General features: G+C 66.6%; 17 protein-coding genes and 1 tRNA gene. 10 read left to right on the top strand and 8 right to left on the bottom strand.

Features of this window, described 5'->3' with window-relative positions:
* Positions 1-6 precede the first annotated feature (6 nt).
* Positions 7-3,483, top strand: coding sequence for a transcription-repair coupling factor (gene mfd, locus M4578_RS05175; protein WP_258092375.1), 3,477 nt, complete (start codon positions 7-9; stop codon positions 3,481-3,483).
* A gap of 18 nt (positions 3,484-3,501) precedes the next feature.
* Positions 3,502-4,395, top strand: coding sequence for an endonuclease/exonuclease/phosphatase family protein (locus M4578_RS05170; protein ID WP_258092374.1), 894 nt, complete (start codon positions 3,502-3,504; stop codon positions 4,393-4,395).
* Positions 4,396-4,495: 100 nt separating this feature from the next.
* On the opposite strand, the gene purU is transcribed toward M4578_RS05170, so the two are convergent.
* Entirely contained in the window at positions 4,496-5,380 is an 885-nt protein-coding gene (gene purU, locus M4578_RS05165; RefSeq protein ID WP_258092373.1) for a formyltetrahydrofolate deformylase, read from the bottom strand.
* Positions 5,381-5,672: 292 nt separating this feature from the next.
* Here purU and M4578_RS05160 point away from each other — a divergent pair, with 292 nt between their 5' ends.
* Together M4578_RS05160 and M4578_RS05155 are read left to right on the top strand one after the other, a co-directional pair.
* Positions 5,673-7,409, top strand: a complete 1,737-nt coding sequence (locus M4578_RS05160; protein ID WP_258092372.1) for a sugar phosphorylase — start codon at positions 5,673-5,675, stop codon at positions 7,407-7,409.
* A 771-nt stretch (positions 7,410-8,180) separates the two neighbouring features.
* On the top strand, positions 8,181-10,295 hold the full coding sequence (locus tag M4578_RS05155; RefSeq protein WP_258092371.1) for an Ig-like domain-containing protein: 2,115 nt from the start codon (positions 8,181-8,183) through the stop codon (positions 10,293-10,295).
* A 130-nt stretch (positions 10,296-10,425) separates the two neighbouring features.
* Here M4578_RS05155 and M4578_RS05150 read toward each other — a convergent pair whose 3' ends face one another.
* Entirely contained in the window at positions 10,426-12,009 is a 1,584-nt protein-coding gene (locus tag M4578_RS05150; protein WP_258092370.1) for an ABC-F family ATP-binding cassette domain-containing protein, read from the bottom strand.
* A 253-nt stretch (positions 12,010-12,262) separates the two neighbouring features.
* Between M4578_RS05150 and M4578_RS05145 the strand changes: the two genes are divergently transcribed.
* On the top strand, positions 12,263-12,565 hold the full coding sequence (locus M4578_RS05145) for an SH3 domain-containing protein (protein WP_258092369.1): 303 nt from the start codon (positions 12,263-12,265) through the stop codon (positions 12,563-12,565).
* Positions 12,566-12,589: 24 nt separating this feature from the next.
* Here M4578_RS05145 and trpE read toward each other — a convergent pair whose 3' ends face one another.
* The 4 genes from trpE to M4578_RS05125 form a co-directional block, all read right to left on the bottom strand.
* A complete protein-coding gene (gene trpE / locus M4578_RS05140) occupies positions 12,590-14,104 on the bottom strand; it encodes an anthranilate synthase component I (protein WP_258092368.1) in 1,515 nt (504 codons plus the stop codon).
* Positions 14,105-14,112: 8 nt separating this feature from the next.
* A complete protein-coding gene (locus M4578_RS05135; protein ID WP_258092367.1) occupies positions 14,113-15,960 on the bottom strand; it encodes a peptidyl-prolyl cis-trans isomerase in 1,848 nt (615 codons plus the stop codon).
* A gap of 35 nt (positions 15,961-15,995) precedes the next feature.
* Positions 15,996-17,198: an aminotransferase gene (locus M4578_RS05130; protein ID WP_258092366.1), complete on the bottom strand. Its 1,203-nt coding sequence runs from the start codon at positions 17,196-17,198 to the stop codon at positions 15,996-15,998.
* Between the two features lie 79 nt (positions 17,199-17,277).
* The gene (locus M4578_RS05125; RefSeq protein ID WP_258092365.1) at positions 17,278-17,697 is read right to left on the bottom strand and encodes a winged helix-turn-helix transcriptional regulator; all 420 of its coding nucleotides are present in this window, start codon (positions 17,695-17,697) and stop codon (positions 17,278-17,280) included.
* Between the two features lie 96 nt (positions 17,698-17,793).
* Between M4578_RS05125 and M4578_RS05120 the strand changes: the two genes are divergently transcribed.
* The gene (locus M4578_RS05120; RefSeq protein WP_258092364.1) at positions 17,794-18,663 is read left to right on the top strand and encodes an NmrA family NAD(P)-binding protein; all 870 of its coding nucleotides are present in this window, start codon (positions 17,794-17,796) and stop codon (positions 18,661-18,663) included.
* Between the two features lie 99 nt (positions 18,664-18,762).
* On the opposite strand, the gene gpt is transcribed toward M4578_RS05120, so the two are convergent.
* Complete coding sequence (gene gpt / locus M4578_RS05115; protein ID WP_258092363.1) at positions 18,763-19,263, bottom strand: xanthine phosphoribosyltransferase; 501 nt, start codon at positions 19,261-19,263, stop codon at positions 18,763-18,765.
* Between the two features lie 11 nt (positions 19,264-19,274).
* A complete protein-coding gene (fabI, locus tag M4578_RS05110; RefSeq protein WP_258092362.1) occupies positions 19,275-20,081 on the bottom strand; it encodes an enoyl-ACP reductase FabI in 807 nt (268 codons plus the stop codon).
* 104 nt (positions 20,082-20,185) lie between these two features.
* Between fabI and pdxH the strand changes: the two genes are divergently transcribed.
* The 4 genes from pdxH to M4578_RS05090 all read left to right on the top strand — a co-directional run bounded on the left by pdxH (position 20,186) and on the right by M4578_RS05090 (position 22,002).
* Positions 20,186-20,791, top strand: coding sequence for a pyridoxamine 5'-phosphate oxidase (gene pdxH, locus M4578_RS05105; protein ID WP_258092361.1), 606 nt, complete (start codon positions 20,186-20,188; stop codon positions 20,789-20,791).
* 106 nt (positions 20,792-20,897) lie between these two features.
* Positions 20,898-21,440 carry a cold-shock protein gene (locus M4578_RS05100; RefSeq protein ID WP_258092360.1) on the top strand — a complete coding sequence of 181 codons (543 nt, stop codon included), beginning with the start codon at positions 20,898-20,900 and terminating at the stop codon, positions 21,438-21,440.
* On the top strand, positions 21,413-21,880 hold the full coding sequence (locus M4578_RS05095) for a DUF192 domain-containing protein (protein ID WP_258092359.1): 468 nt from the start codon (positions 21,413-21,415) through the stop codon (positions 21,878-21,880). The genes M4578_RS05100 and M4578_RS05095 overlap by 28 nt, the downstream gene beginning before the upstream one ends.
* Before the next feature lie 45 nt (positions 21,881-21,925).
* Positions 21,926-22,002: transfer RNA gene (locus M4578_RS05090), tRNA-Pro, on the top strand.
* Positions 22,003-22,155 lie beyond the last annotated feature (153 nt).

The following is a 22,155-nucleotide window of genomic DNA, read 5'->3' as shown; positions in this document are numbered from 1 at the left end:
TTGGTCATGTCACATTCCCGTATCACCATGGGCGGCGCGCCCGAGGGCTTTGACGCAAAGCTCGTTCTGGCCGAGGCCGAGAAGGCCGCCGGTCCGGTCATCCATATCGCGCGCGACGACAAGCGCATGGCGGCGCTGCGCGAGGCGCTTGGGTTCTTCGCGCCCGACATGCCGGTGGTCAGTTTTCCGGCCTGGGACTGCCTGCCCTACGACCGAGTATCGCCCAACCCCGACATCTCGGCGGCACGCATGGCGGCGCTGGCGGGGCTGGTACACGGGATGCCGCAGCGCTTCGTGCTGCTGACGACGCTGTCGGCGGCAACGCAATACCTTCCCGCCCGCGCCGTGCTGCGCGAGGCGGCCTTTACCGCGCGCGTGGGCTCGCGCATCGACGAGGCGGCGCTGCGCGCCTTCCTCGTGCGCATGGGGTTCAGCCAGGCGCCCACGGTGACCGAACCCGGCGATTACGCCATTCGCGGCGGCATCATCGACATCTTTCCGCCAGGCGAGGGTGGGCCGGTGCGGCTCGATCTGTTCGGCGACGTGCTGGACGGGGCGCGGCGCTTCGACGCCGCCACCCAGCGCACCACGGAAAAGCTGGAGCTGGTCGAGCTGGCGCCGGTTTCCGAGGTCATTCTGGACGAGGCGGCGATCCTGCGCTTCCGGCAGAACTACCGCGTGGAGTTCGGCGCGGGCGGTGCCGACGATCCGCTTTACGAGGCGGTGAGCGCGGGGCGCAAGCAGCAGGGCATGGAGCACTGGCTGCCGTTCTTCCACGAGACGATGGAGACGCTTTTCGACTATCTGCCCGGCGCGCCGGTGCTGATGGACGACCAGCTCACGCCCGCGCGGCTGGCGCGCTGGGACAGCATCGCGGACCAGTACGAAACCCGCCGCCACGCGATGCTGCAAAAGGGCCGGATGGATTCGGTCTACAAGCCCGTGCCGCCGGGGCAGCTCTATCTCGACGATGCCGCCTGGGAGGCGGCGCTGGAGGGGCGCCGGGCGGTGCAGTTCCATCCGTTGCAACAGGCGTCCGGCCCCGGCGTGGTGGATGCGGGCGGGCGTATCGGGCGCAATTTCGCGCCGGAGCGTCAGCAGGAAAACATCAGCCTTTTCGGTGCGCTGGCGGATCATGTTAAGAAGAAGATGCAAGATGGGCCGGTGCTCATCGCCTCCTGGTCCGAAGGCGCGCGCGAACGTCTGACCGGGCTTATCGAGGATGAGGGGCTGGCCGAGGCGATTCCGGTCGGCAATGGCACCCGGATTGGCAAACACGGGCTGCATCTTGCGGTCTGGGCGCTGGAAACCGGGTTCGAGGCGCCCTGGGGCGATCCGAAATCCGGCCAGCGCATCACCGTGATCTCGGAGCAGGACGTGCTTGGCGACCGGCTGATCCGTGCGCCGAAAAAGCGCAGGAAAGCCGAAAACTTTCTGACCGAAGCTCAATCGCTGTCTCCAGGCGATCTGGTGGTGCACGTGGACCATGGCATCGGGCGCTATCAGGGCATGGAGGTGATCACCGCCGCCGGGGCCGCGCATGAATGCCTTCTGCTCGAATATGCCGAACAGGCGCGGCTGTACCTGCCGGTCGAGAACATCGAACTGCTGAGCCGTTACGGCCACGAGGAAGGTCTGCTCGACCGTCTCGGCGGCGGCGCCTGGCAGGCCAAGAAGGCGCGGCTCAAGGAGCGCATCCGCGAGATGGCGGACAAGCTCATCCGCGTCGCCGCCGAGCGCGCGCTGCGCAAGGCGCCGGTCATCGACCCGCCGCCGGGCGCCTGGGAAAGCTTCTGCGCGCGCTTTCCCTATACCGAGACCGACGACCAGATCCGCGCCATCGAGGATGTGCTGGCCGACATGGACAGCGGCCAGCCGATGGACCGGCTGATCTGCGGCGACGTGGGCTTTGGCAAGACCGAGGTCGCCATGCGCGCGGCCTTTGTCGCCGCCATGTCCGGGGTGCAGGTGGCGGTGATCGCGCCCACGACGCTGCTTGCTCGCCAGCATTACAAGAGCTTTGCCGAGCGTTTTCGCGGCTTTCCGGTCAATGTGGCGCCGCTGTCGCGCTTCGTCTCCTCGGGCGAGGCGGCCAAGACCCGCGAGGGCATTTCGCGCGGCACCGTGGACATCGCGGTGGGCACCCACGCGCTGCTGGCCAAGGGCATCCGGTTCCAGAACCTCGGGTTGCTGATCATCGACGAAGAGCAGCATTTCGGTGTCGGCCACAAGGAACGGCTGAAGCAGCTGCGCTCCGACATCCACGTTCTGACGCTGACCGCGACGCCGATCCCGCGCACGCTGCAACTGTCGCTGTCCGGCGTGCGGGATCTGTCGATCATCGGCACGCCGCCGGTCGACCGTCTGGCGATCCGCACCTATGTCAGCGAATTCGACGCGGTGACGATCCGCGAGGCGCTTTTGCGCGAGCATTACCGGGGCGGGCAGAGTTTCTATGTGGTGCCGCGCATTTCGGATCTTCCCGAAATAGAGGAATTCCTGCGCGAACAGGTGCCCGAAGTGTCTTATGTCGTGGCGCATGGCCAGATGGCGGCGGGCGAGCTCGACGAGAAGATGAACGCCTTCTACGACGGCAAATACGACGTGCTGCTGGCCACCACCATCGTGGAGAGCGGCCTCGACATCCCCACCGCCAACACCATGGTGGTGCATCGCGCCGATATGTTTGGTCTCGCGCAACTCTATCAGATCCGTGGCCGGGTCGGGCGCTCGAAAACCCGCGCCTATGCCTATCTCACCACCAAACCGCGTGCCAAGCTGACCGATTCCGCCGAAAAGCGCCTGCGCGTTCTGGGGTCGCTCGATACGCTGGGGGCGGGGTTCACGCTGGCCTCGCAGGATCTCGACATTCGCGGCGCCGGCAATCTTCTGGGCGAGGAACAGTCCGGCCAGATGCGCGATGTGGGCTATGAGCTTTACCAGCAGATGCTGGAAGAGGCGATTGCCAAGATCAAATCCGGCGAGGCCGAGGGGCTTCTGGACGAGGACGGGCAATGGGCGCCGCAGATCAATCTCGGTGTGCCGGTGCTGATCCCCGAGGCCTATGTGCCCGACCTCGACGTGCGGCTGGGGCTTTACCGGCGCCTGTCCGAACTCACCTCCAAGGTCGAGCTTGAGGGCTTTGCCGCCGAGCTCATCGACCGCTTCGGCAAGCTGCCGAAAGAGGTCAACACCCTGCTTCTGGTGGTGCGGATCAAGGATATGTGCAAGCGTGCGGGGATTGCCAAGCTCGACGGCGGCCCCAAGGGCGCGACGATCCAGTTCCACAACGACAAGTTCGCGAAACCCGAAGGGCTGGTCTCGTTCATCCAGGACCAGAACGGGCTTGCCAAGATCAGGGACAACAAGATCGTGGTGCGGCGCGACTGGGCGCGCGACAGCGACAAGATCAAGGGTGCCTATGCCATCGCCCGCGATCTGGCGGAAAAGGCCGGGGCGATCCGGCTGAAAAAAGAGGCCTGAGGGCCGGGAAGGGGGCGGATGCGCATCGCCTCGCTCAACATGCAGAACCTGCGGCTGCTGCCCGACGAGACGGGCGGCCATCTGCACGGCGCGCGCGACCGCGACGAAGCCCCCGACACCCGGCATGACGAGGCCGACCGCCGCCTCACCGCCGAGCTGCTGGCCGCCACCGGCGCCGACGTGCTGGCGCTGCAAGAGGTGTTCGATGTTCAGAGCCTCGATTTCTTCCACGACCGCTATCTGGCGCCGCGCGCCGGGCGCTACCCCTACAGGCTCTGCCTGCCCGGCAATGACGGGCGCGGGCTGGATGTGGCGCTGATGGCGCGGCGGCCTTGGGACGAGGTGACCAGCCACGCGGGGCTGACGCCCGAGGATCTCGGGCTTGCGCCGCCCGAGGGCATGGCGCCCGCGCAGCCGGTCTTTCGCCGCGACTGTCTCGAGGCGCGGTTCGGCGCGCTGACGCTCTTCGTGGTGCATTTCAAGGCCCCGTCTCCCGAGCCCGCCCGCGCCTGGGCGCTGCGGCGGATGGAGGCCGAGGCGGTGCGGCGGCTGCTGCCGCGGGGGCGCGAGGCGCTCTGGCTGGTGGTGGGCGATCTCAACGAGCCGCGCGACAGCGGCGCGCGGGCGATTGCGCCGCTCGAAGAGGCGGGGGTGGATCTGGGGCTGCGGCTGCCCGAGGCCGGACGCTGGACCTACTACGAACCGCATGTGGGCGCGCATCACCGTCCCGACGCGCTGATCGCCTCTCCGGCGCTGGCCGAGCGCTTCCCCAGGGCGGTGCCCCGCGTCCTGCATCGCGGGCTCGGCCATGAGGCGGGGCCGGGGCAGGGCACGCGGCTGCCCGGCGTGGGCCACCACCGGCCTCATGCCAGCGATCACGCGGCGCTGATGCTCGACCTGCCGGGCCTCTGAGCGGCGCGGGCCCGCCCCCAAAACCCCCGGCTTTCATCTTTCCGCAAATACTCACCCGGAACGCCGGCCAGAAGACCGGCGCCGCGGCGCGCGCGTACCCTCAGCCCATACGTTCCGAGGCGTAGGAGCCGGGCGAGGCCGGGAACACCACGGTCTTGTTGCCGTTCAGAAACACCCTGCGGTGGATATGCGCATGCACCGCGCGCGCCAGCACCTGGCATTCCACGTCGCGCCCCAGCGAAACGTAATCCTCGGGGCTCTGCGCATGGGTCACCCGCACCGTGTCCTGCTCGATGATCGGGCCTTCATCCAGATCGGCGGTCACGTAATGCGAGGTCGCCCCGATCAGCTTCACACCACGCTCGAAGGCCTGCTTGTAGGGGTTGGCCCCCTTGAAACTCGGCAGGAAAGAATGGTGGATGTTGATGATCCGCCCCGACATCGTCCGGCACATCTCGTCCGAGAGGATCTGCATGTAGCGGGCCAGCACGATCAGCTCGGCGCCGGTCTCGGCCACCACTTCCATGATCCGCGCCTCGGCCTGCGGCTTGTTCTCTTTCGTGACCTTGATGCAGTGGAAGGGGATGTCGTGGTTCACCACCACCTTCTGGTACTCCATGTGGTTCGAGATCACCGCGACGATCTCGATCGGCAGCGCGCCGATCCGCCAGCGATAAAGCAGATCGTTCAGGCAGTGGCCGAAGCGCGAGACCATGATGACGACCTTCATCTTCTCGGTCTCGTCGTGATAGGCGTAGTCCATGCCGAAGCGGCCCGCCACGGCGGCAAACGCCGCCTCGACCGCCTCCAGGGCGGTGCCGCCCTCGCTCTGAAAACTCACCCGCATGAAGAAATGGCCGGTCTCGAGATCGTCGAACTGGGCGCTGTCGGTGATGTTGCAGCCCTGCTCGGCGAGAAACCCGGCAATGGCGGCGACGATGCCCCGGGTCGAGGGGCATTTGACGGTCAGGGCATAAGAGCGCATCTGGCGGATCCTGGTCTGCGGTTGCACAAGCGGTGCGGCCCGCGCCGGCTGGCGCCCGTCCGCGCTTCGCCTCTATCGCGGATCGCCCGCGCGGCGCGGCACGGGCGCGACCTGATCGCATCGCGCAGCGACATCGCCGCTCGGGGGTGCAAGACATTTGACTTGTGAAAGCGCTTTGAAGGGCTTAACCGAGGACTCTAGCGTCCTGCTGCAAATGGTCGCGGGGAGTGTCTCCCCAAGCCGCCGGGCCCCGCCGGGCCTCCGTCAGACCACCCTACGCCAAAGAGATTTCATGACCGAGAGCTCCTTCAGCGCAAGATTGTCCGAACTCCTCCACTTCATCTACCCTGAGGTGGACGCCCATATCCTCGCCAGTCAGGTGATCGAGGCGTTCTGGCCAGAGGAGAAGCATCGCCGCAAGAAGCCGCGCAAACCGGGCAACAATCTCTGGACGCAGAACGACGCGGTGCTGATCACCTATGGCGACAGCCTGATCGACGGGCATCACAAACCGCTCGATCTGATGAACGATTTCCTGCTGACCCATATGAAGGGGGTGGTGAACGGGGTGCATATCCTGCCGTTCTTCCCCTTCACCTCGGATGACGGGTTCGCGGTCACCGATTACCGCAAGGTGAACCCGCAGCTCGGCGAATGGGCCGACATCACCCGCATCGGCAGCGAGTTTCACCTGATGTCGGACCTGGTGCTGAACCACGTCTCCTCGCAGGGCGTGTGGTTCAACGCCTACCGGCAAGGCCAGAAACCCTATGACAAGTTCTTCTTCGAGGCCGATCCCTCGGACGATCTGTCGATGGTGGTCCGCCCGCGCACCACGCCGCTCTTGCAGGAGGTCGAGACGGCCATGGGCACCCGCTATGTCTGGTGCACCTTCAGCCACGACCAGATCGACCTCGATTTCCGCAACCCCGACGTGCTGCTCGAGATCGTCCGCATCATCCGGCTGCATATCGACATGGGCGTGCGGATCATCCGGCTGGATGCGGTGGCCTTCCTGTGGAAACAGATCGGCACCAACTGCATCCACCTGCCGCAGACCCATGCGGTGATCCAGATGCTGCGGCTGCTGGTGGATTACGCCACCGAGACGGTGATCCTGCTGACCGAGACCAATGTGCCCAAGGCCGAGAACCTGAGCTATTTCGGCCACCGCAACGAGGCGCATGTCGTTTACAACTTCCCGCTGCCGCCACTGATCCTGCATGCGATGATGGCGGGCAGCGCGAAATACCTCATCGACTGGCAGCGCACCATGCCGCCGGCGCCGCTGGGCTGCGCCTATCTGAACTTCACCGCCAGCCATGACGGCATCGGCATGCGCCCCGCCGAGGGGCTGCTGCCGCCCGACGAGATTTCGCAGATCATCGCGACCATCCGCGAGATCGGCGGTCTGGTCTCCATGCGCTCGCTGCCCGGCGGGGGCGAGGCGCCCTATGAGCTGAACTGCTCGTATTTCGAGGCGATGGGCCGCACGTTCAAAGGCGCCGACGACAGCCATCTCGCACGGTTCCTCTGCTCGCAGACCATCGTGATGTCGCTCGAAGGCATTCCGGCCTTCTACATCCACTCGATGCTGGCCACGCCCAACGACCTCGAAGGGGTCGAGCGGCGCGGCATGAACCGGGCGATCAACCGGCACCGCTGGAACTATCCCGAGCTGCTCGAAAAGCTCGACACCCCGGAGACCCTGCATGCGCAGGTGCTCGCGGCGCTGTCGGACCGGCTGAAGCTGCGCGCCGAGCAGCCGGGCTTCCACCCCAATGCCACGCAGTTCACGCTGAACCTCGATCAGCGCATCTTCGGGCTCTGGCGTCAGTCGCTCGACCGGGCGCAGTCGATCTTTGCGCTGCACAACGTGAGCGGCGAGACGGTCGAGATTCCGGCCGGCGATCTGAACCTGATCGCGGACGAACGCTGGATCGACCTGCTGAGCGGCGAGGAGGTCACCGCCGGCGCCGTCGAGATGGCCCCGTATCAATGCCGCTGGATCACCAACCTCGTCGAATGAGCGCCTTCTTTGGGCCTCACGACCCGTCTGAAGGCGCGTTGAGCGCCCTCAGAGCCCCGGCAGCCCGCCAGATCCGGGTTTGGCGCCGCCCGCGGGCACGCCAATTTTTCGTCAAATGATTCGCGATTCGTTTACCTTGTCTCCGGGGCATTCTGTTTAATCCCCGCAGGGGCCCAAGATTGATCACGGCCCCGCGACAACCAAGGCCATATTTCATTTTTGCGCCTCAAAAAAGTGAGGCGATCACAAGGCCCTGTCAATTGTTTCTGAAGTACGCACAATCTTCCAGCGGCCTCACGGGCGACTTTTCGGGAATCGCCTTGTTTCATTGATCCGGTGGCCCGATCCGCCTCGGAAAACTGGAAACAATACTGTCTCAAAGACTGGAAACACTCACTGCAAATTTGGATAAATTGCTTCTCAACTCCGCTGCATGCGCCCCGTTTGCGCCATTTTCTCCTTTGAGCGGCACTTCACTGCCTTTATTAATTTCGGCAAGCCCTACTGGGGGGTGAAAGACTGCTGGCCACGGGGGCGGCCGCTGAACTGTCAGGCATCCGCAAGGATGCGTAGGGAAGCGTGAGGGGAAGAATCCCCGCCGCCACGAACTGCGTTGTTCGACCACACGTAAGAATGTGGGACTGAGGCGCGCGATCCCTATGCAGAACTTGCAGGCATGACGAGCGATGGAAACCTGCGGTGCCCCAGTGCGCCGCTGCCGTGGATGCGGTTCGGGCAATGTCCCGTCTGAAGTAATGAGGGTCGAAAACAATGGCTGATCTGGTTCTGGATTGGAGCGCGCTCGGCGCGTATGGCACCAACCTTGACAACACTGCGCCCGACGCAGTGACCACGACGGTGGAAACCGGCGGCGTTGCCGTGGACATCACCTTTACCGCGCAGGACGATGAGGCCCAGGCCTTCACCGTGACCTATGACGGGTACGTGCCGGAAGGCTCGGACGTCGATCCGAACTCGCATCTCAAGCTCTTCGGCGCAGGCGGCGACGGTGAGGGCATCATCTCCCCGACCTCGACCACCGTGCTGGATTTCAGCGCCTCGGACGAAGCCTATGGCGACAACGTGCAGAACGTCTCGTTCCTGCTGAACGACGTCGATGGCGGCTCCGGCGGCGACCTGAGCGACCTTGCCGAATACGCGCTGAGCGGCACCGGCCCGACCTTCAGCTTCCAGGACAACGTCACCGTTCTGGCCTATGACGCCGAAGGCAACCCGGTCGATGTGACCATGACCGTTCTGGGCGCCGGCACCAGCGTCACCGGCGACACCGCCACCGGCACCGAGGTGACCAACTTCGCCGAGCAGGACGGCACCGTTCAGGTGAACATCGCCGGCCCGGTCTCGCGCATCGAAGTCGTCTATGAGAACGGCGGCAACGCGGTTCAGGGCGTGCTGATCTCCGACGTGAGCTTCTCGACCACCGAGGCTGGCGGCGACGAAGCCCCGATCGCGGTCGATGACGCGGCCACCACCGACGAGGACGTGCCGGTCGTGATCGACGTGCTCGGCAACGACAGCGATCCCGAAGGCGGCGATCTGAGCGTGACCGGCGCCACGGCGACCAACGGCACCGTGACGGTCAACGAAGACAACACCCTGACCTTCACGCCCGACCCCGATTACAACGGCCCCGCCGAGATCACCTATACGATCGAGGATCCGACCGGCAACACCGCCACCGGCACCGTCGATGTCACCGTGAACCCGGTGAACGACGCGCCCGTCGCGGTGGATGACAGCACCACCACCGGCGTGAACACGCCCGTCACCCTCGACCCGAGCCTGAACGACACCGATGTGGACGGCGACGACCTGGCGGTGACCGGGGTGACCGATCCCACCAGCGGCACCGTGGTCCTGAACGACGATGGCACCGTGACCTATACCCCGGAAGACGGCTATACCGGTGACGCGACCTTCGATTACACCGTGTCCGACGGCAACGGCGGCACCGACACCGGCACCGTGACCGTGACGGTCGGCACCGTCGATCCGAACCCGGGCGAGAACGACGCGCCCACCGCGGTGGAAGATCTCTATCACACCACGCTGACCTCGCCGGCGACCTTCGATCCGACGCTGAACGACACCGATCCCGATGGCGACGAACTGACCGTCACCTCGGTGGGCGACGCACCGAATGGCACCGTGACGCTGAACGACGACGGCACCGTGACCTTTGTCGCCGATGAGGGCTTCACCGGCTACGACTCCTTCGCCTACACGATCGACGACGGCAACGGCGGCACCGCCAGCTCCTATGTCACCGTCGAGGTGCAGCCCTGCTTCACCCCCGGCACGCTCATCGCGACGCCGCAGGGCGAGCGTCTGGTCGAGGATCTGGAAGTCGGCGACCGCGTGATCACCCGCGACAACGGCATCCAGGAGATCCGCTGGATCGGCCGCAAGGACCTCACCGGTCACGAGCTGGCCCGCAAGCCGCATCTGCGTCCGGTGCTGATCCAGCAGGGCGCTCTGGGCAAGAACCTGCCCGAGCACGATCTGCTGGTCTCGCCGAACCACCGCGTGCTGGTGGCCAACGACAAGACCGCGCTCTACTTCGAAGAGCGCGAGGTTCTGGCCGCGGCCAAGCACCTCACCGGTCTGGACGGTGTGGACGAGGTCGAAACCCTCGGCGTGACCTATATCCACATGATGTTCGACAACCACGAAGTGGTGCTGTCGAACGGCGCGTGGAGCGAGAGCTTCCAGCCCGGCGACCATTCGCTGAAAGGCATCGGCGACGCGCAGCGTCAGGAGATCTTCGAACTGTTCCCCGAGCTGGAACATGAAGAAGGGCTCAAGGCCTATGGCTCGGCCCGCCGCTCGCTGAAGAAACACGAGGCGCAGCTTCTGACCAAGTAAGCGTCGGGCCCCGGAACGGCATATGCAGCTCGTTCCGGTGCTTTTCGACCCTGCGCCGGAACGAACAGGGGAAACGGAGCGGTAATCACCGCTCCGTTTTTCTGTTTTGAGCATGCACCGCCTCCGGCGCTCACTGCGGCAGGGTCAGGAACCGGTCCGGCGCCAGCGCTTCGACGAACGCCGCGTCGTGGCTGACCGCCAGCACCGCGCCGTCATAGGCGGCAAGCGCCGCCTCCAGCGCCGAGAGCCCGTCCAGATCCAGGTGGTTGGTCGGCTCGTCGAGGATCAGCAGCATCGGCGGCGGCTGCGTGCCAAGGGCACAGGCCAGACCGGCGCGCAGACGCTCTCCACCGCTGAGATCGCCGGTGCGGCGCAGGGCGTCGCCGGCGCGGAACCCGAAGCGGGCCAGCGCCGCATGGGCCATATGCGGATCCGCCGCCGGGGTCAGGGCGCGGAAATTGTCCCGAAGGCTCCGGTCGGGATCGAGCAGCCCGACATGCTGGTCCAGCAGCGCAAACGGGACTGGCACCGTCACATGCCCCCGCAGAGGCGGAATCTGGCCGGTGACGAGCTTGAGAAGCGTGGTCTTGCCGCTGCCGTTCGGCCCCGCGATGACGATGCGTTCGGGGCCGGTGACCCTCAGCGACAGATCGCGGATCACCGGCTGTTCGGGATCGTATCCGCCGGTCACCTGATCCAGATTCAACACCGTTCGCGCCGCCGGCAGGCCGGTCGGGGGGATCTCCATGCGCAGCGGTTGCAGCACCTCTATCCTCTCGCGGGCGGCGGCAAGCGCCGTCTCCGCCGCTGCCTGCCGGGCCTCGCGCAGCCGGGCCGCGGCGCCGCCCGAGGCCTCGGACCGCTCCTTGGCCGCATCCATGAGGATCTTGGGCTGATCGCGCCTGGCCCGCGCCCGCTGCCCGGCACCGTCCTTGCGCGCCTTGCGCTCGGCGGCCTGCTGCGCGCGGCGCGCGGCGTCGCTGCGGCTCTTCTCGGCATGGGCGAGCGCCTCGGCCGCCGCCTCCAGCTCAAGATCCTTCTGCTGGCGGAAGGCGGTGTAATTCCCGCCATAGCGGGTCGCGCCCAGCGAGGTCAGCTCGACGATGGCGTCCATCTCTTCCAGCAGCGCGCGGTCGTGGCTGACGACGATCGCCCCGCCAGTCCAGCCTTGCAGCAACCTGGACACCGCCCGGCGCCCGGCACGGTCGAGGTTGTTCGTCGGCTCGTCCAGCAGCAGCATATCCGGCTCGGCGAAGATCAGCGCGGCCAGCGACGCCCGGCTGCGCTGCCCGCCGGAGAGGCTGGCAAGCGGGGTCTGAGGCGCGACGGGCAGGCCGCAGCGCTCCAGCGCCGCCTCGAGGCGCGCGGGCAGCGTCCAGTCCGCCTCCGCCAGCTCGGCGGCCGAGGCGTGGCCGGCCTCGGCCCGGTCGATCACGTCGAGCGCCGGGCGGGCGCCGAAGAGATCGGCGACGGTCTCGCCGGGATGCGCAAGGCCCTCCTGCCGCATCTTCGCCAGGCGCCCGGTCACGCGCAACTGGCCGGAGGCCGGACGCAGATCGCCCGCGATCAGTCGCAAAAGCGTGCTTTTGCCCGTGCCGTTGCGACCGACGATGCCGGTACGCTCGGACCCGAAGGTCAGGGTGAGATCGGTGAAAAGCGGCGTGCCGTCAGGGGTGGACCAGGACAGGCCGGAAAGGGACACGGAGGCAGACATGGAGCAGGACTTCTCGCAGCGAAACCAGTGGGCGAACGGTTGCGAGGGGCAGATCCATGTCGAAAGCATCTCCAAGGGGTGGCTGGAGCGTAGGTAGGGGCGCCGTTGCGGTTTCGCAAGGGCCGTGACCGGGACGATGTGTTCAGCCGTTGCCCGACCCGGTGAACCGCCGCCGCGCGGCGCTTGCGCTGACCGTTTCGCCGGTGCCCCGGAACGGGTAGGCTGCGGGCGAGGCAACGAACAGGAAAAAAACATGCGCGGATTCGTATTCAAGGCGCTGGCGCTCGGCTTTCTGGCTGCGGCGATCCAGCCGGACCCGGCCGCCGCCGGGTGGCGCGACCGTTACGAGGTATACGGTGTCGAAGAGGGCGACATGCTGAAGATGCGCGGCGGCCCCGGCATCGGGTTCGACGTCTATGTCGGGCTGCCGAACGGCACGGTGGTGCGTCTGATCGAATGCACCCAGACCGGCGGCACGCGCTGGTGCAAGGTGTCGCTGGACCGCGCGCGCAGCCTCAAGGGCTGGGTGTCCTGGGCCTATCTGCGAGAGATCTGAGCGGCGCCGGTCAGGGCAGCGGCCTCAGCCGTTGCCCGTGCCGGTGAACCGGGCCGCATCCGCCGCCGCGCGGCGGATGGCGTTGGATTTGTGCACGGTCTCCATATATTCCGCTTCGGGATCGCTGTCATAGACAACGCCGCCCCCGGCCTGGATATAGAGCTTTTCGTCCTTCACGATGGCGGTGCGCAGGGCGATGCACATGTCCATATCGCCGCCCGCCGAGAAATACCCCACGCCACCGCCATAGACGCCGCGCTTTTCCGGCTCCAGCTCGTCGATGATCTCCATCGCGCGGACCTTGGGCGCGCCGGAAACGGTGCCCGCCGGCATGCCGGCGAAAAACGCCGACAGCGCGTCCTGATCCTCGGCCAGCTCGCCCACCACGTTCGACACGATATGCATGACGTGGCTGTACCGCTCGATGATGAATTTCTCGGTCGGGCGCACGGTGCCGATCTTCGACACCTTGCCGGTGTCGTTGCGGCCCAGATCGAGCAGCATGAGATGCTCCGCCAGCTCTTTCTTGTCGGCCAGCAGATCGGCCTCGAGCGCGCGGTCCTCCTCGGGCGTGGCGCCGCGCGGGCGGGTGCCCGCGATGGGGCGGATGGTGACCTCGCGGCCAAAGACCCGGACGAGGATCTCGGGGCTGGCGCCGATCACCTGGAAGCCGCCGAAATTGAAATAGAACATGAAGGGCGACGGATTCGTCCGCCGCAGCGAGCGGTAGAGCGCGAAGGGCGGCAGCGGAAACTCCTGCGTCCAGCGCTGCGCCGGCACCACCTGAAAGATGTCGCCCTTGCGGATGTAGTCCTTGGCCTTTTCGACCGCCGCCTTGTAGCTCTCGCGGGTGAAGTTCGACACCGGCGCGCCGGTCTCATGCGCCTCGCCCAGTTCGCGGCCCGCCTGCGGCAGCGCGCGTTCGAGATCGCGCACCGCGTCCATCACCCGCTCGGCGGCCTGCGCATAGGCGGCGCGCGCCGAGAGCCCCGCATTGACCCAGGCCGGCGACACCACGGTGACCTCGCCCTTGACCCCGTCGAGCACGGCGACCACCGAAGGCCGCAGCATCAGCGCATCGGGCAGGCCGAGCGGATCGGGGTTCACGTTCGGAAGATGCTCGACCAGCCGGATCATGTCATAGCCGAGATAGCCGAAAAGCCCGGCGGCCGATTGCGGCAGATCGTCGGGCAGGGCGATGCGGCTTTCCTCGATCAGCGCGCGCAGCGCGGTCAGCGGATCACTTTCCAGCGGTTCGAACGCCTCGGGGTCGAACCGCGCCTGCCGGTTGATCGCGGCCTCGGTGCCGTGGCATTTCCAGACCACATCCGGTTTCATGCCGATGATGGAATAGCGCCCGCGCACCTCGCCGCCGGTGACCGATTCCAGCATGAAGGCATCCTTGGCGGCGCCGGTCAGCTTGAGCATCAGCGAGACCGGTGTGTCGAGATCCGCCGCCAGCCGCGCATAGACCACCTGGTTCTGCCCGGCCTCATAGGCGCGGGCGAAATCTTCGTAAGCGGGAATGAGCGTGGCCATTTCGTGCCTTACCGGAAATTGCTGTGCACGGCGTTGACCGCCGCCTGGTCGATGCTGATGCCGGCGCGGGACTGGATGTCGGCATTGAGCGCGCGGAACAGATCGTTCGCCACGCTGTTGGCCGCCTGATCGCGCAGCATCCCCGAAAGCGCCTGCACCTGATCGCTGTCCATATCCACCGGGGTCACGCTGTCGAGCCGTACCACCAGCGCCTCGCCATTGCCGGGCAGGGCGCGCGCCTCGCCGGGCTCCAGCGCGAACACCGCCTCCAGCACCGACGCAGGCAGGCCCTCGACGCGGGCGTCGCGGGTCAGGCCGCTTTCGGTGTTGGCGTTCAGCCCGGCGTCGTCAAAGCCTTCGCCGCCGGCGATGCGGGTGGCGAGATCCTGGGCCTGCGCCACCAGCGCCTCGGTGGCCTGATCCTGTTCCCAGAGCGCCTCGACCTGGCCGCGCACCTCCTCGAAGGGCTGCGGCGCGGGCGCGCGCAGCTCGTCGAGCCGCAGCGCGAAAATGCCGCCGTCGCCCAGATCCTCGATCGCCGGATAGTCGTTCTCGGTAACCGCCTGCGCGGCCTCGCGGAAGGAATCGTATCCCGCGATGCCCAGATCGCTGGTCTGGGTCCAGTCGATCTGACCCAGTTCCATATCGGTCTCGTTCGCCAGATCCTCCAGCGTGGCGCCGCCCGCCAGCTCGTCGTCGAGGCTTTGCGCCATACCCTCGATCACCCGGCGCGCGCGGTCGAGCACCAGCGCATCGCGCAGATCGGGGATGGCCTCCTCAAAGGAGGTCTGCTGCGCCGCCAGCACCCCGTTCACCCGGTAAAGCGCCGGGCCAAGCGGGGAATAGGCGGGGCCGACCACATCGCCGACCGCGGCCGCGAAGACCGCCTCGCCGGCCGCGCCCAGCTCGGCGCGCGAAAGATCGCCCATATCGGTGTCGGACAGCTCGAGCCCGCGCTCGGCAACCAGCGTTTCGAAATCCGCCGTGCCCGCCGCGATGCGTTCCATGCCGTCCTGCGCCTCGGCCTCGTTGCCAAAGACCAGGCGTTCGGTCAGCCGCCGCTCGGGCATGTTGAACTCGGCCTCGCGCTCGGCATAGGCGTCGCGCAGCGCCGCCTCGTCGACCTCGACCGTATCGACGATCATGTCCGGCGTCAGCCAGGCGAAGGTGATGACCTTGGTTTCGGGCAGGGTGAAGCGGTCGAGATTCGCTTCGTACCAGGCCAGAAGTTCCTCCTCGGAGGGAACGGGCAGGCCGGTGGTCAGCGTGTCGCGCCCCAGCGCGGCCCAGGTAAAGCCGCGCGTCTGGCCGGCATAATCGAGCAGCGTGGTCACGTAGGTGTCGGGCAGGGTGGTGCCCGAGATCACCGCCGCCTGAAGCATCGAGCGCGCGCTGTCGCGGCGCAGACCGGCCTCGAACTCGGCCTCCTTCATGCCGGCATTCTGAAGCGCATAGGTATAGGCGCTGCGGTCGAAGCTGCCATCGGGGCCCTGGAAGGCCGAGACGTTGCGCAGCTCTTCGGCGACGCGCGCGTCGCCCACCGACAGGCCAATGCGCGCGGCCTCGTCATCGAGCGCGGCATTGGTCACGACCTGTGCCAGAACCTGATCGGTCAGCCCGAGCTGACGCGCCTGTTCGAGCGTCATGGGCTGGCCGGTCTGCGCCTCGATGGCGCGCAGCTCGTTTTGCAGGGCACGGGCATAGTCGTTGGTCGAGATGTCGGTGTTGCCGACCGAGCCGATGCTGCCGACCCCGCCCGAGAAATTCACCGTCCCGAAGGCGCCGAAGCCCAGGAAGGAGGCGATGAGAATCCCCCAGACGATGTATTTCGTGATGCCGCTCTTGCCGCCTGCCATGGCTGCCTCTTCCCCTATGTGTCTGGCGCCCGTGTCTACGCCGCGCTGTCCGGCCCCGCAAGGGGCCAGTCCAGCGCCGCCAGCCGGTCGAACAGGGTTGTGATCCCCGCGGCATCGAGATTGGCGAAGGCCAGGCGGAAATGCCGGGCGCCGCTGGGGTCGCCGGACGGCACGAACATGGTGCCGGGCAGGGCAAGAACCCCGGCCTCGCGCACCAGCCGCGGGCCCAGCACATCGGCGGGATCGGCGAAGGGATGTTCGAGATAGGCGAAATAGGCGCCCAGCCCCTTCAGCCGCCAGCCCTTGGCCTCGAGCCGGGGCATCTGGGCCGCGATGGCACGGCCGCGCGCGAGGATCTCGTCACGCTCGCCAGCAAGCCATTGCGAGAGATTCTCCAGCCCCCAGAGCGCCGCGTGCTGACCGAGCTGCGGCGCACAGATCGCCACCGTGTCCTGGAACTTCTCGATCTCGTGCAGCAGCGCCGGATCGGCGATGATGGCGCCGACGCGGTGGCCGGTGAGCCGGTAGGCCTTGGAGAAGCTGTAGAGCTGGATCAGCGTGGTCTCGTGCCCCTCCAGCGACAGAAGATCGTGCGGCGGGCCGCTGCGGCTGTCGAAATCCTTGTAGGTCTCGTCCACGATCAGCCGCAGGCCATGCTCCCGGGCGAGATCGAAAAGCGCGCGCAGCGTCTCGGGCGGGTATTCCACGCCGCCGGGATTGTTGGGCGAGACCACGACGATGGCGCGGGTGCGCGCGGTGATCAGGCCGCGCGCCACCTCGGCCTGCGGCAGAAGCGCCGCGTCGGTGGGCAACGGAACGGTCACAACGCCCTGCATGTCGAGCCACATTTTGTGGTTGAAATACCAAGGCGTTGGAAGAAGAACCTCATCTCCCTCCCCACACAGCGCCGCCAGCGTCGCGGCAAAGGCCTGGTTACAGCCGGCGGTGATGGCGACCCGGTCGGGCGTGACCGCGGCGCCGTAATGCGCGCTCCAGTTCTCCGCCAGCGCCCGGCGCAGCGCCGGCAGGCCCAGAACCGGGCCGTAAAGATGCGTCTCGGGCAGCTCCAGCGCCTCGGCCATCGCCTTGCGCAGCGCCGGCGGCGGCGGATCGACCGGCGCCGCCTGGCTGACATTGATCAGCGGGCGGTCGGGCGGAAAGGTGACGCCCTCGATCCAGCGCTTGGCCTCCGGAACGGGCGGGGTGAAGGTGGATTCGGTGCGGCTCAGATGCGGCATGTCTTGCGGGTCCCCCGAGAAGTCGCGGCACGCTAGCAGCAGGATCCGACGGGGAAAAGGGGCGGCCCGGCAAAGGCGATCAGGCCGCCGCGTCGAAGGCTGCGCGCGCGGCGCGGATCCGGTCGTGATTGCGGTCGGCCCAGTCGGTCAGAACCGCGATGGGATCCAGCGCCGAGCGCCCCAGCGCGGTCAGCGCGTATTCCACCGCCGGCGGCTTGGTCGGATAGACCTGACGCGAGATCAGCCCGTCGCGCTCGAGCTCGCGCAGGCTCTGGGTCAGCATGCGTTTCGAGATGTCGCCGACCCGCCGTTGCAGCGCCGAGAACCGCCGTGGCCCGGGCATCAGCGCGATGAGGATGAGCAGGGTCCATTTCTGTCCGACCCGGTCGAGCACGTCGCGGATCGGGCAGGCGGCGGGATTTTCCGGCGCACCGTGCAGCGCCGCCATCCCGGCAAGCGTCTCGCGGGCGGGGTGGTTACCTGACTGTTCCCTGGTCATGAAAAAGTGCCTCCTTTACGGGCGCCCGATGGCGGTCTACATCCGAGACCATATTGCAGAAGTAGACCGACATATCGCAAAAGGAAAGGAGATCCCATGTCCGGATCGTTGAAATACCTGGTCACCGGCGCCTCGGGTCAGCTTGGCGCGCTGGCGATCGACGCGCTGCTCGAAACCGTGCCCGCCTCCGAGGTCGGCGCGCTGGTGCGCCGCGCCGAGGCCGCGGCCCCGCTGGAGGCCAAGGGCGTCACCGTGCGCGTCGCCTCCTATGACGACCCGGCGGCCCTTGAGACGGCCTTTGCCGGCGTCGAGCGGCTGCTGCTGGTCTCCTCCAGCGAGGTCGGCCAGCGCGCCGCACAGCACGCCAATGCCATCGCCGCGGCGAAGGCGGCGGGGGTGGGCTTTGTCGCCTATACCTCGATCCTGAAGGCCGACAACTCGCCGCTGACCGTGCTGCCGGGCGAGCATGTGGCGACCGAACAGACGCTGGCGGCTTCCGGGCTGCATTACGCGCTGCTGCGCAACGGCTGGTACACCGAGAACTACACGATGGGCGTGCCCATGGCGCTGGAACATGGCGGCATGATCGGCGCGGCGGGCGAGGGGCGGATTTCCAGCGCCGCGCGTGCCGATTACGCCGCCGCCGCCGCCGCCGTGCTGACCGGCGACCTGCCGGCCTCGGGCACCGTCTATGAGCTGGCGGGCGACACGTCCTACACGCTGGCGGAATTCGCGGCGGCGCTGTCGGAGCTGTCGGGCAAGCCGGTCGGCTACACGAACATGTCGCCCGAGGCCTTTGCCGGCGCGCTGGTCGGCGCGGGGCTTCCGGCACCGCTGGCCGAGATGCTGGCCGACAGCGAGGCAGGGGCGTCGCAGGGCGGGCTCTTCAGCGAGGACGGCACGCTGTCGCGGCTCATCGGACGGCCCACGACCCCCTGGCGCGAGACGCTGAAGGCCGCGCTCTGACGCAAACCGCCCCGCGCCATGATCGGGCGCGGGGCGGGCAAATTCCTTTGAAGGAATTTGCAAGAGTTTTCGAAAACTCTTGCGGTATCAAGGGAGTGGTCAGGTGCCGCGATAGGGCTCGACATATTGCAGCGCCATATCCCAGGGGAAGAAGATCCAGGTGTCCTGGCTCACCTCGGTGATATAGCTGTCGACCATCGGCTTGCCCTTGGGCTTGGCATAGACCGTCGCCACATGCGCCTTGGGCAGGTGGCTGCGCACCACCTCGAGCGTGCGCCCGGTATCGACGAGATCGTCGACGATCAGCACACCGGACCCGTCGCCCATCACCGACATATCGGGGAACTTGATGACCCTGGGCGCGCTTTGCGTCTGGTGATTGTAGCTTTTCACCGAGATCGTATCGACCATGCGGATGTCGAGCTCGCGCGCCACGATCATCGCCGGCGCCATGCCGCCGCGGGTGATTGCCACCACCGCGCGCCATTCGCCGTTCTCCTCGGGGCCGTGGCCCTGCAGGCGCCAGGCCAGCGCCCGCGCGTCGCGGTGAAGCTGGTCCCAGCTGACGTGAAAGCCCTTCTCGTGCGGCAAGCGATCCATGGAAAGCCTCCTCAGCCCTTGGCGATGTCCGGCGCGTCGACGGCCTTCATGCCCACGACGTGATAGCCCGCATCCACGTGATGCGTCTCGCCGGTCACCCCCGCGCCCAGATGCGACAGCAGATACAGCGCCGATCCGCCCACATCCTCGATGGTCACATTGCGGCGCAGCGGCGAATTGTATTCGTTCCACTTCATGATGTAGCGGAAATCGCCGATGCCGCTGGCGGCCAGCGTCTTGATCGGGCCGGCCGAGATCGCGTTCACGCGAATGCCGTCCTTGCCCAGATCCTCGGCCAGATAGCGCACCGAGGCCTCCAGCGCCGCCTTGGCCACGCCCATCACATTGTAATGCGGCATGATCCGTTCGGCACCGTAATAGGTGAGGGTCAGCGCCGCGCCACCGGGCGGCATCATCTTCTCGGCCCGCTTCATCACCGCGGTGAAGGAATAGACCGAAATGTCCATGGTGGTGGTAAAATTGTTCCGCGTGGTGTCCACGTAGCGGCCGCGCAGCTCGTTCTTGTCGGAAAAGCCGATCGCGTGCACCACGAAATCCAGCCCGTCCCAGCGCGCCTTGAGCCCGTCGAACAGCGCGTCGATCGAGCTTTCGTCCGACACGTCGCAGGGCAGGACAAGGTCCGAGCCCAATTGCGCCGCCAACGGATCGACACGTTTCTTCAGGGCCTCCCCCTGATAGGAGAAGGCAAGCTCGGCGCCCGCCTCGTGCAACGCCTTTGCGATGCCCCAGGCGATCGACTTGTCGTTGGCGAGCCCCATGATCAGGCCGCGCTTGCCCGCCATCAGAGTGTTTGACATACCCTTCCTCCACCCGGCATTGGTGTTTGAGCTTGTCCTTTAGGCCAAGGCCGGGGGGGCTTCAAGGCTTCGCGCCTGATATCGCTCACAAAGGAGACATGGTCATGTCCGACCGGACCGGAATTTTTGCGGGCGACGATCCGTTCGCGCTGGCCAGAAGCTGGCTGGCGGAGGCGGAGAAATCCGAACCCAACGATCCCAACGCCATCGCGCTGGCCACCGCCGACGCGGACGGGCTGCCGAATGTGCGCATGGTGCTGCTGAAAGAGATCGAGGATGCGGCCTTTGTCTTCTACACCAATTACGGCTCGGCCAAGGGGCAGGAGATCGCCGCCACCGGCAAGGCGGCCTTTGTGATGCACTGGAAGTCGCTGCGCCGGCAGATCCGCGTGCGCGGCCCCGTCACTCGTGAGGAGGGGCCCCAGGCCGATGCCTATTACGCCTCGCGCTCGCTGAAATCGCGGCTCGGCGCCTGGGCTTCGGAGCAGTCGCGACCGCTTGCGTCACGCGCCGCGCTGATGGCCGAAGTCGCCAAGGTGACCGCGACCCAGGGGCCGATGCCCAAGCGCCCGCCGTTCTGGGGCGGGTTCCGCATCACCCCGGTGGAAATCGAATTCTGGGCCGATGGCGCCTTCCGGCTGCACGACCGCTTTGTCTGGCGGCGGCGGAACCCCGCCGATGACTGGAATATCACCCGGCTGAACCCGTGAATTTCACGTAACGTGAACTGCGAACAGTCACAAAATACAGGTAGCGAAGGCTTGCATTTCCTCCTCGCCTTATCGCAAGAGGGTCTGGGGATACGCTAGACGATCAATGGAAACGCAGTTGACACAGCATGACGAAGGAACGCGTCGCGTTCTCGGTAAGGTGAAATGGTTCGATCCTGTTAAAGGATTTGGATTCGTAGTCGCTGACGAGGGCGGGCCGGACATTCTGCTGCACGCAAATGTTCTGCGCAACTTCGGCCAGAGTTCCGTGGCCGACGGCGCGCGGATCGAGGTCGAGGTGCAACGTACCGAGCGCGGCATTCAGGCGACCGAGGTGCATCGGATCGAACCGCCGGAAGTTCCGGCGGGTGCGCCGCTTGCGGATTTCGAAGGAATCGACCCCGAGGTGATGCGCGCCGCGCCGCTGGAACCCGCGCGGGTGAAATGGTTCGACAAGGCCAAGGGCTTTGGCTTTGCCAATGTCTTCGCCCGCCCGGAAGATGTGTTCATCCACATCGAGGTGCTGCGCCGCTCGGGCCTGGCCGATCTTCAGCCGGGCGAGGCGCTGGCGATCCGGGTGATCGACGGCAAACGGGGCCTGATGGCCACCGAGGTTTGTGCATGGGAAGCCGCGCTGCAGCCCTCCTGATCGCCGCCGCGGCGCTTGCCGCAGGCGAGGTTTCCGCGCAATGCCGGGAGGATACGCTCTGGCTGCGCGGAGACTGGGGCAGTGCGCGATTCCGCGTCGACGTGGCCGATGACGCCGAGGAACGCGCCCGCGGCCTGATGTTCGTCGAGTCGATGCCCGCCGCCTCGGGCATGCTGTTCGTCTATCCGCAGGAACGCCCCGCCGCCTTCTGGATGAAGAACACGCTGATCCCGCTCGACATGATCTTTGCCGATGCGGAGGGGCGGGTGGTGTCCGTGCATTCCAATGCGGTGCCGCATGACGAAACCGCGATCCCCAGCGGCGCGCCGGTGCAGTTCGTGCTGGAAATCAACGGCGGGCTGGCGGCGCAGCTTGGCATTGCGCCGGGCAGCGAAATGCAACATCCCGCAATTGCCGAGCCCGCCTGGCCCTGCGAGTGATTTGACCCTTTTCAAAGCCCCGGCCAGATTATATGCGGGGTCCGTCGGGGCGTGGCGCAGCCTGGTAGCGCGTCTGTTTTGGGTACAGAAGGTCGTGAGTTCGAATCTCGCCGCCCCGACCATTCCCTGCTTTTTCCCACCTCCAGCCGATCCGCTGCGCCCTCCGTGCACAGCACACCGAGTCGCGCTCGCTGCCCGAATTTTCAGCAGGCCCTCAAATTTCCCCAGCGTCATTGCGTCGCTCGGCAGAACCTTGCCGGATGTTCCGCCCGTCT

The sequence above is a fragment of the Salipiger pentaromativorans genome, from assembly GCF_024721115.1.
Lineage (GTDB): Bacteria > Pseudomonadota > Alphaproteobacteria > Rhodobacterales > Rhodobacteraceae > Salipiger > Salipiger pentaromativorans.
This window is presented reverse-complemented; position numbering and strand designations above follow the sequence as displayed.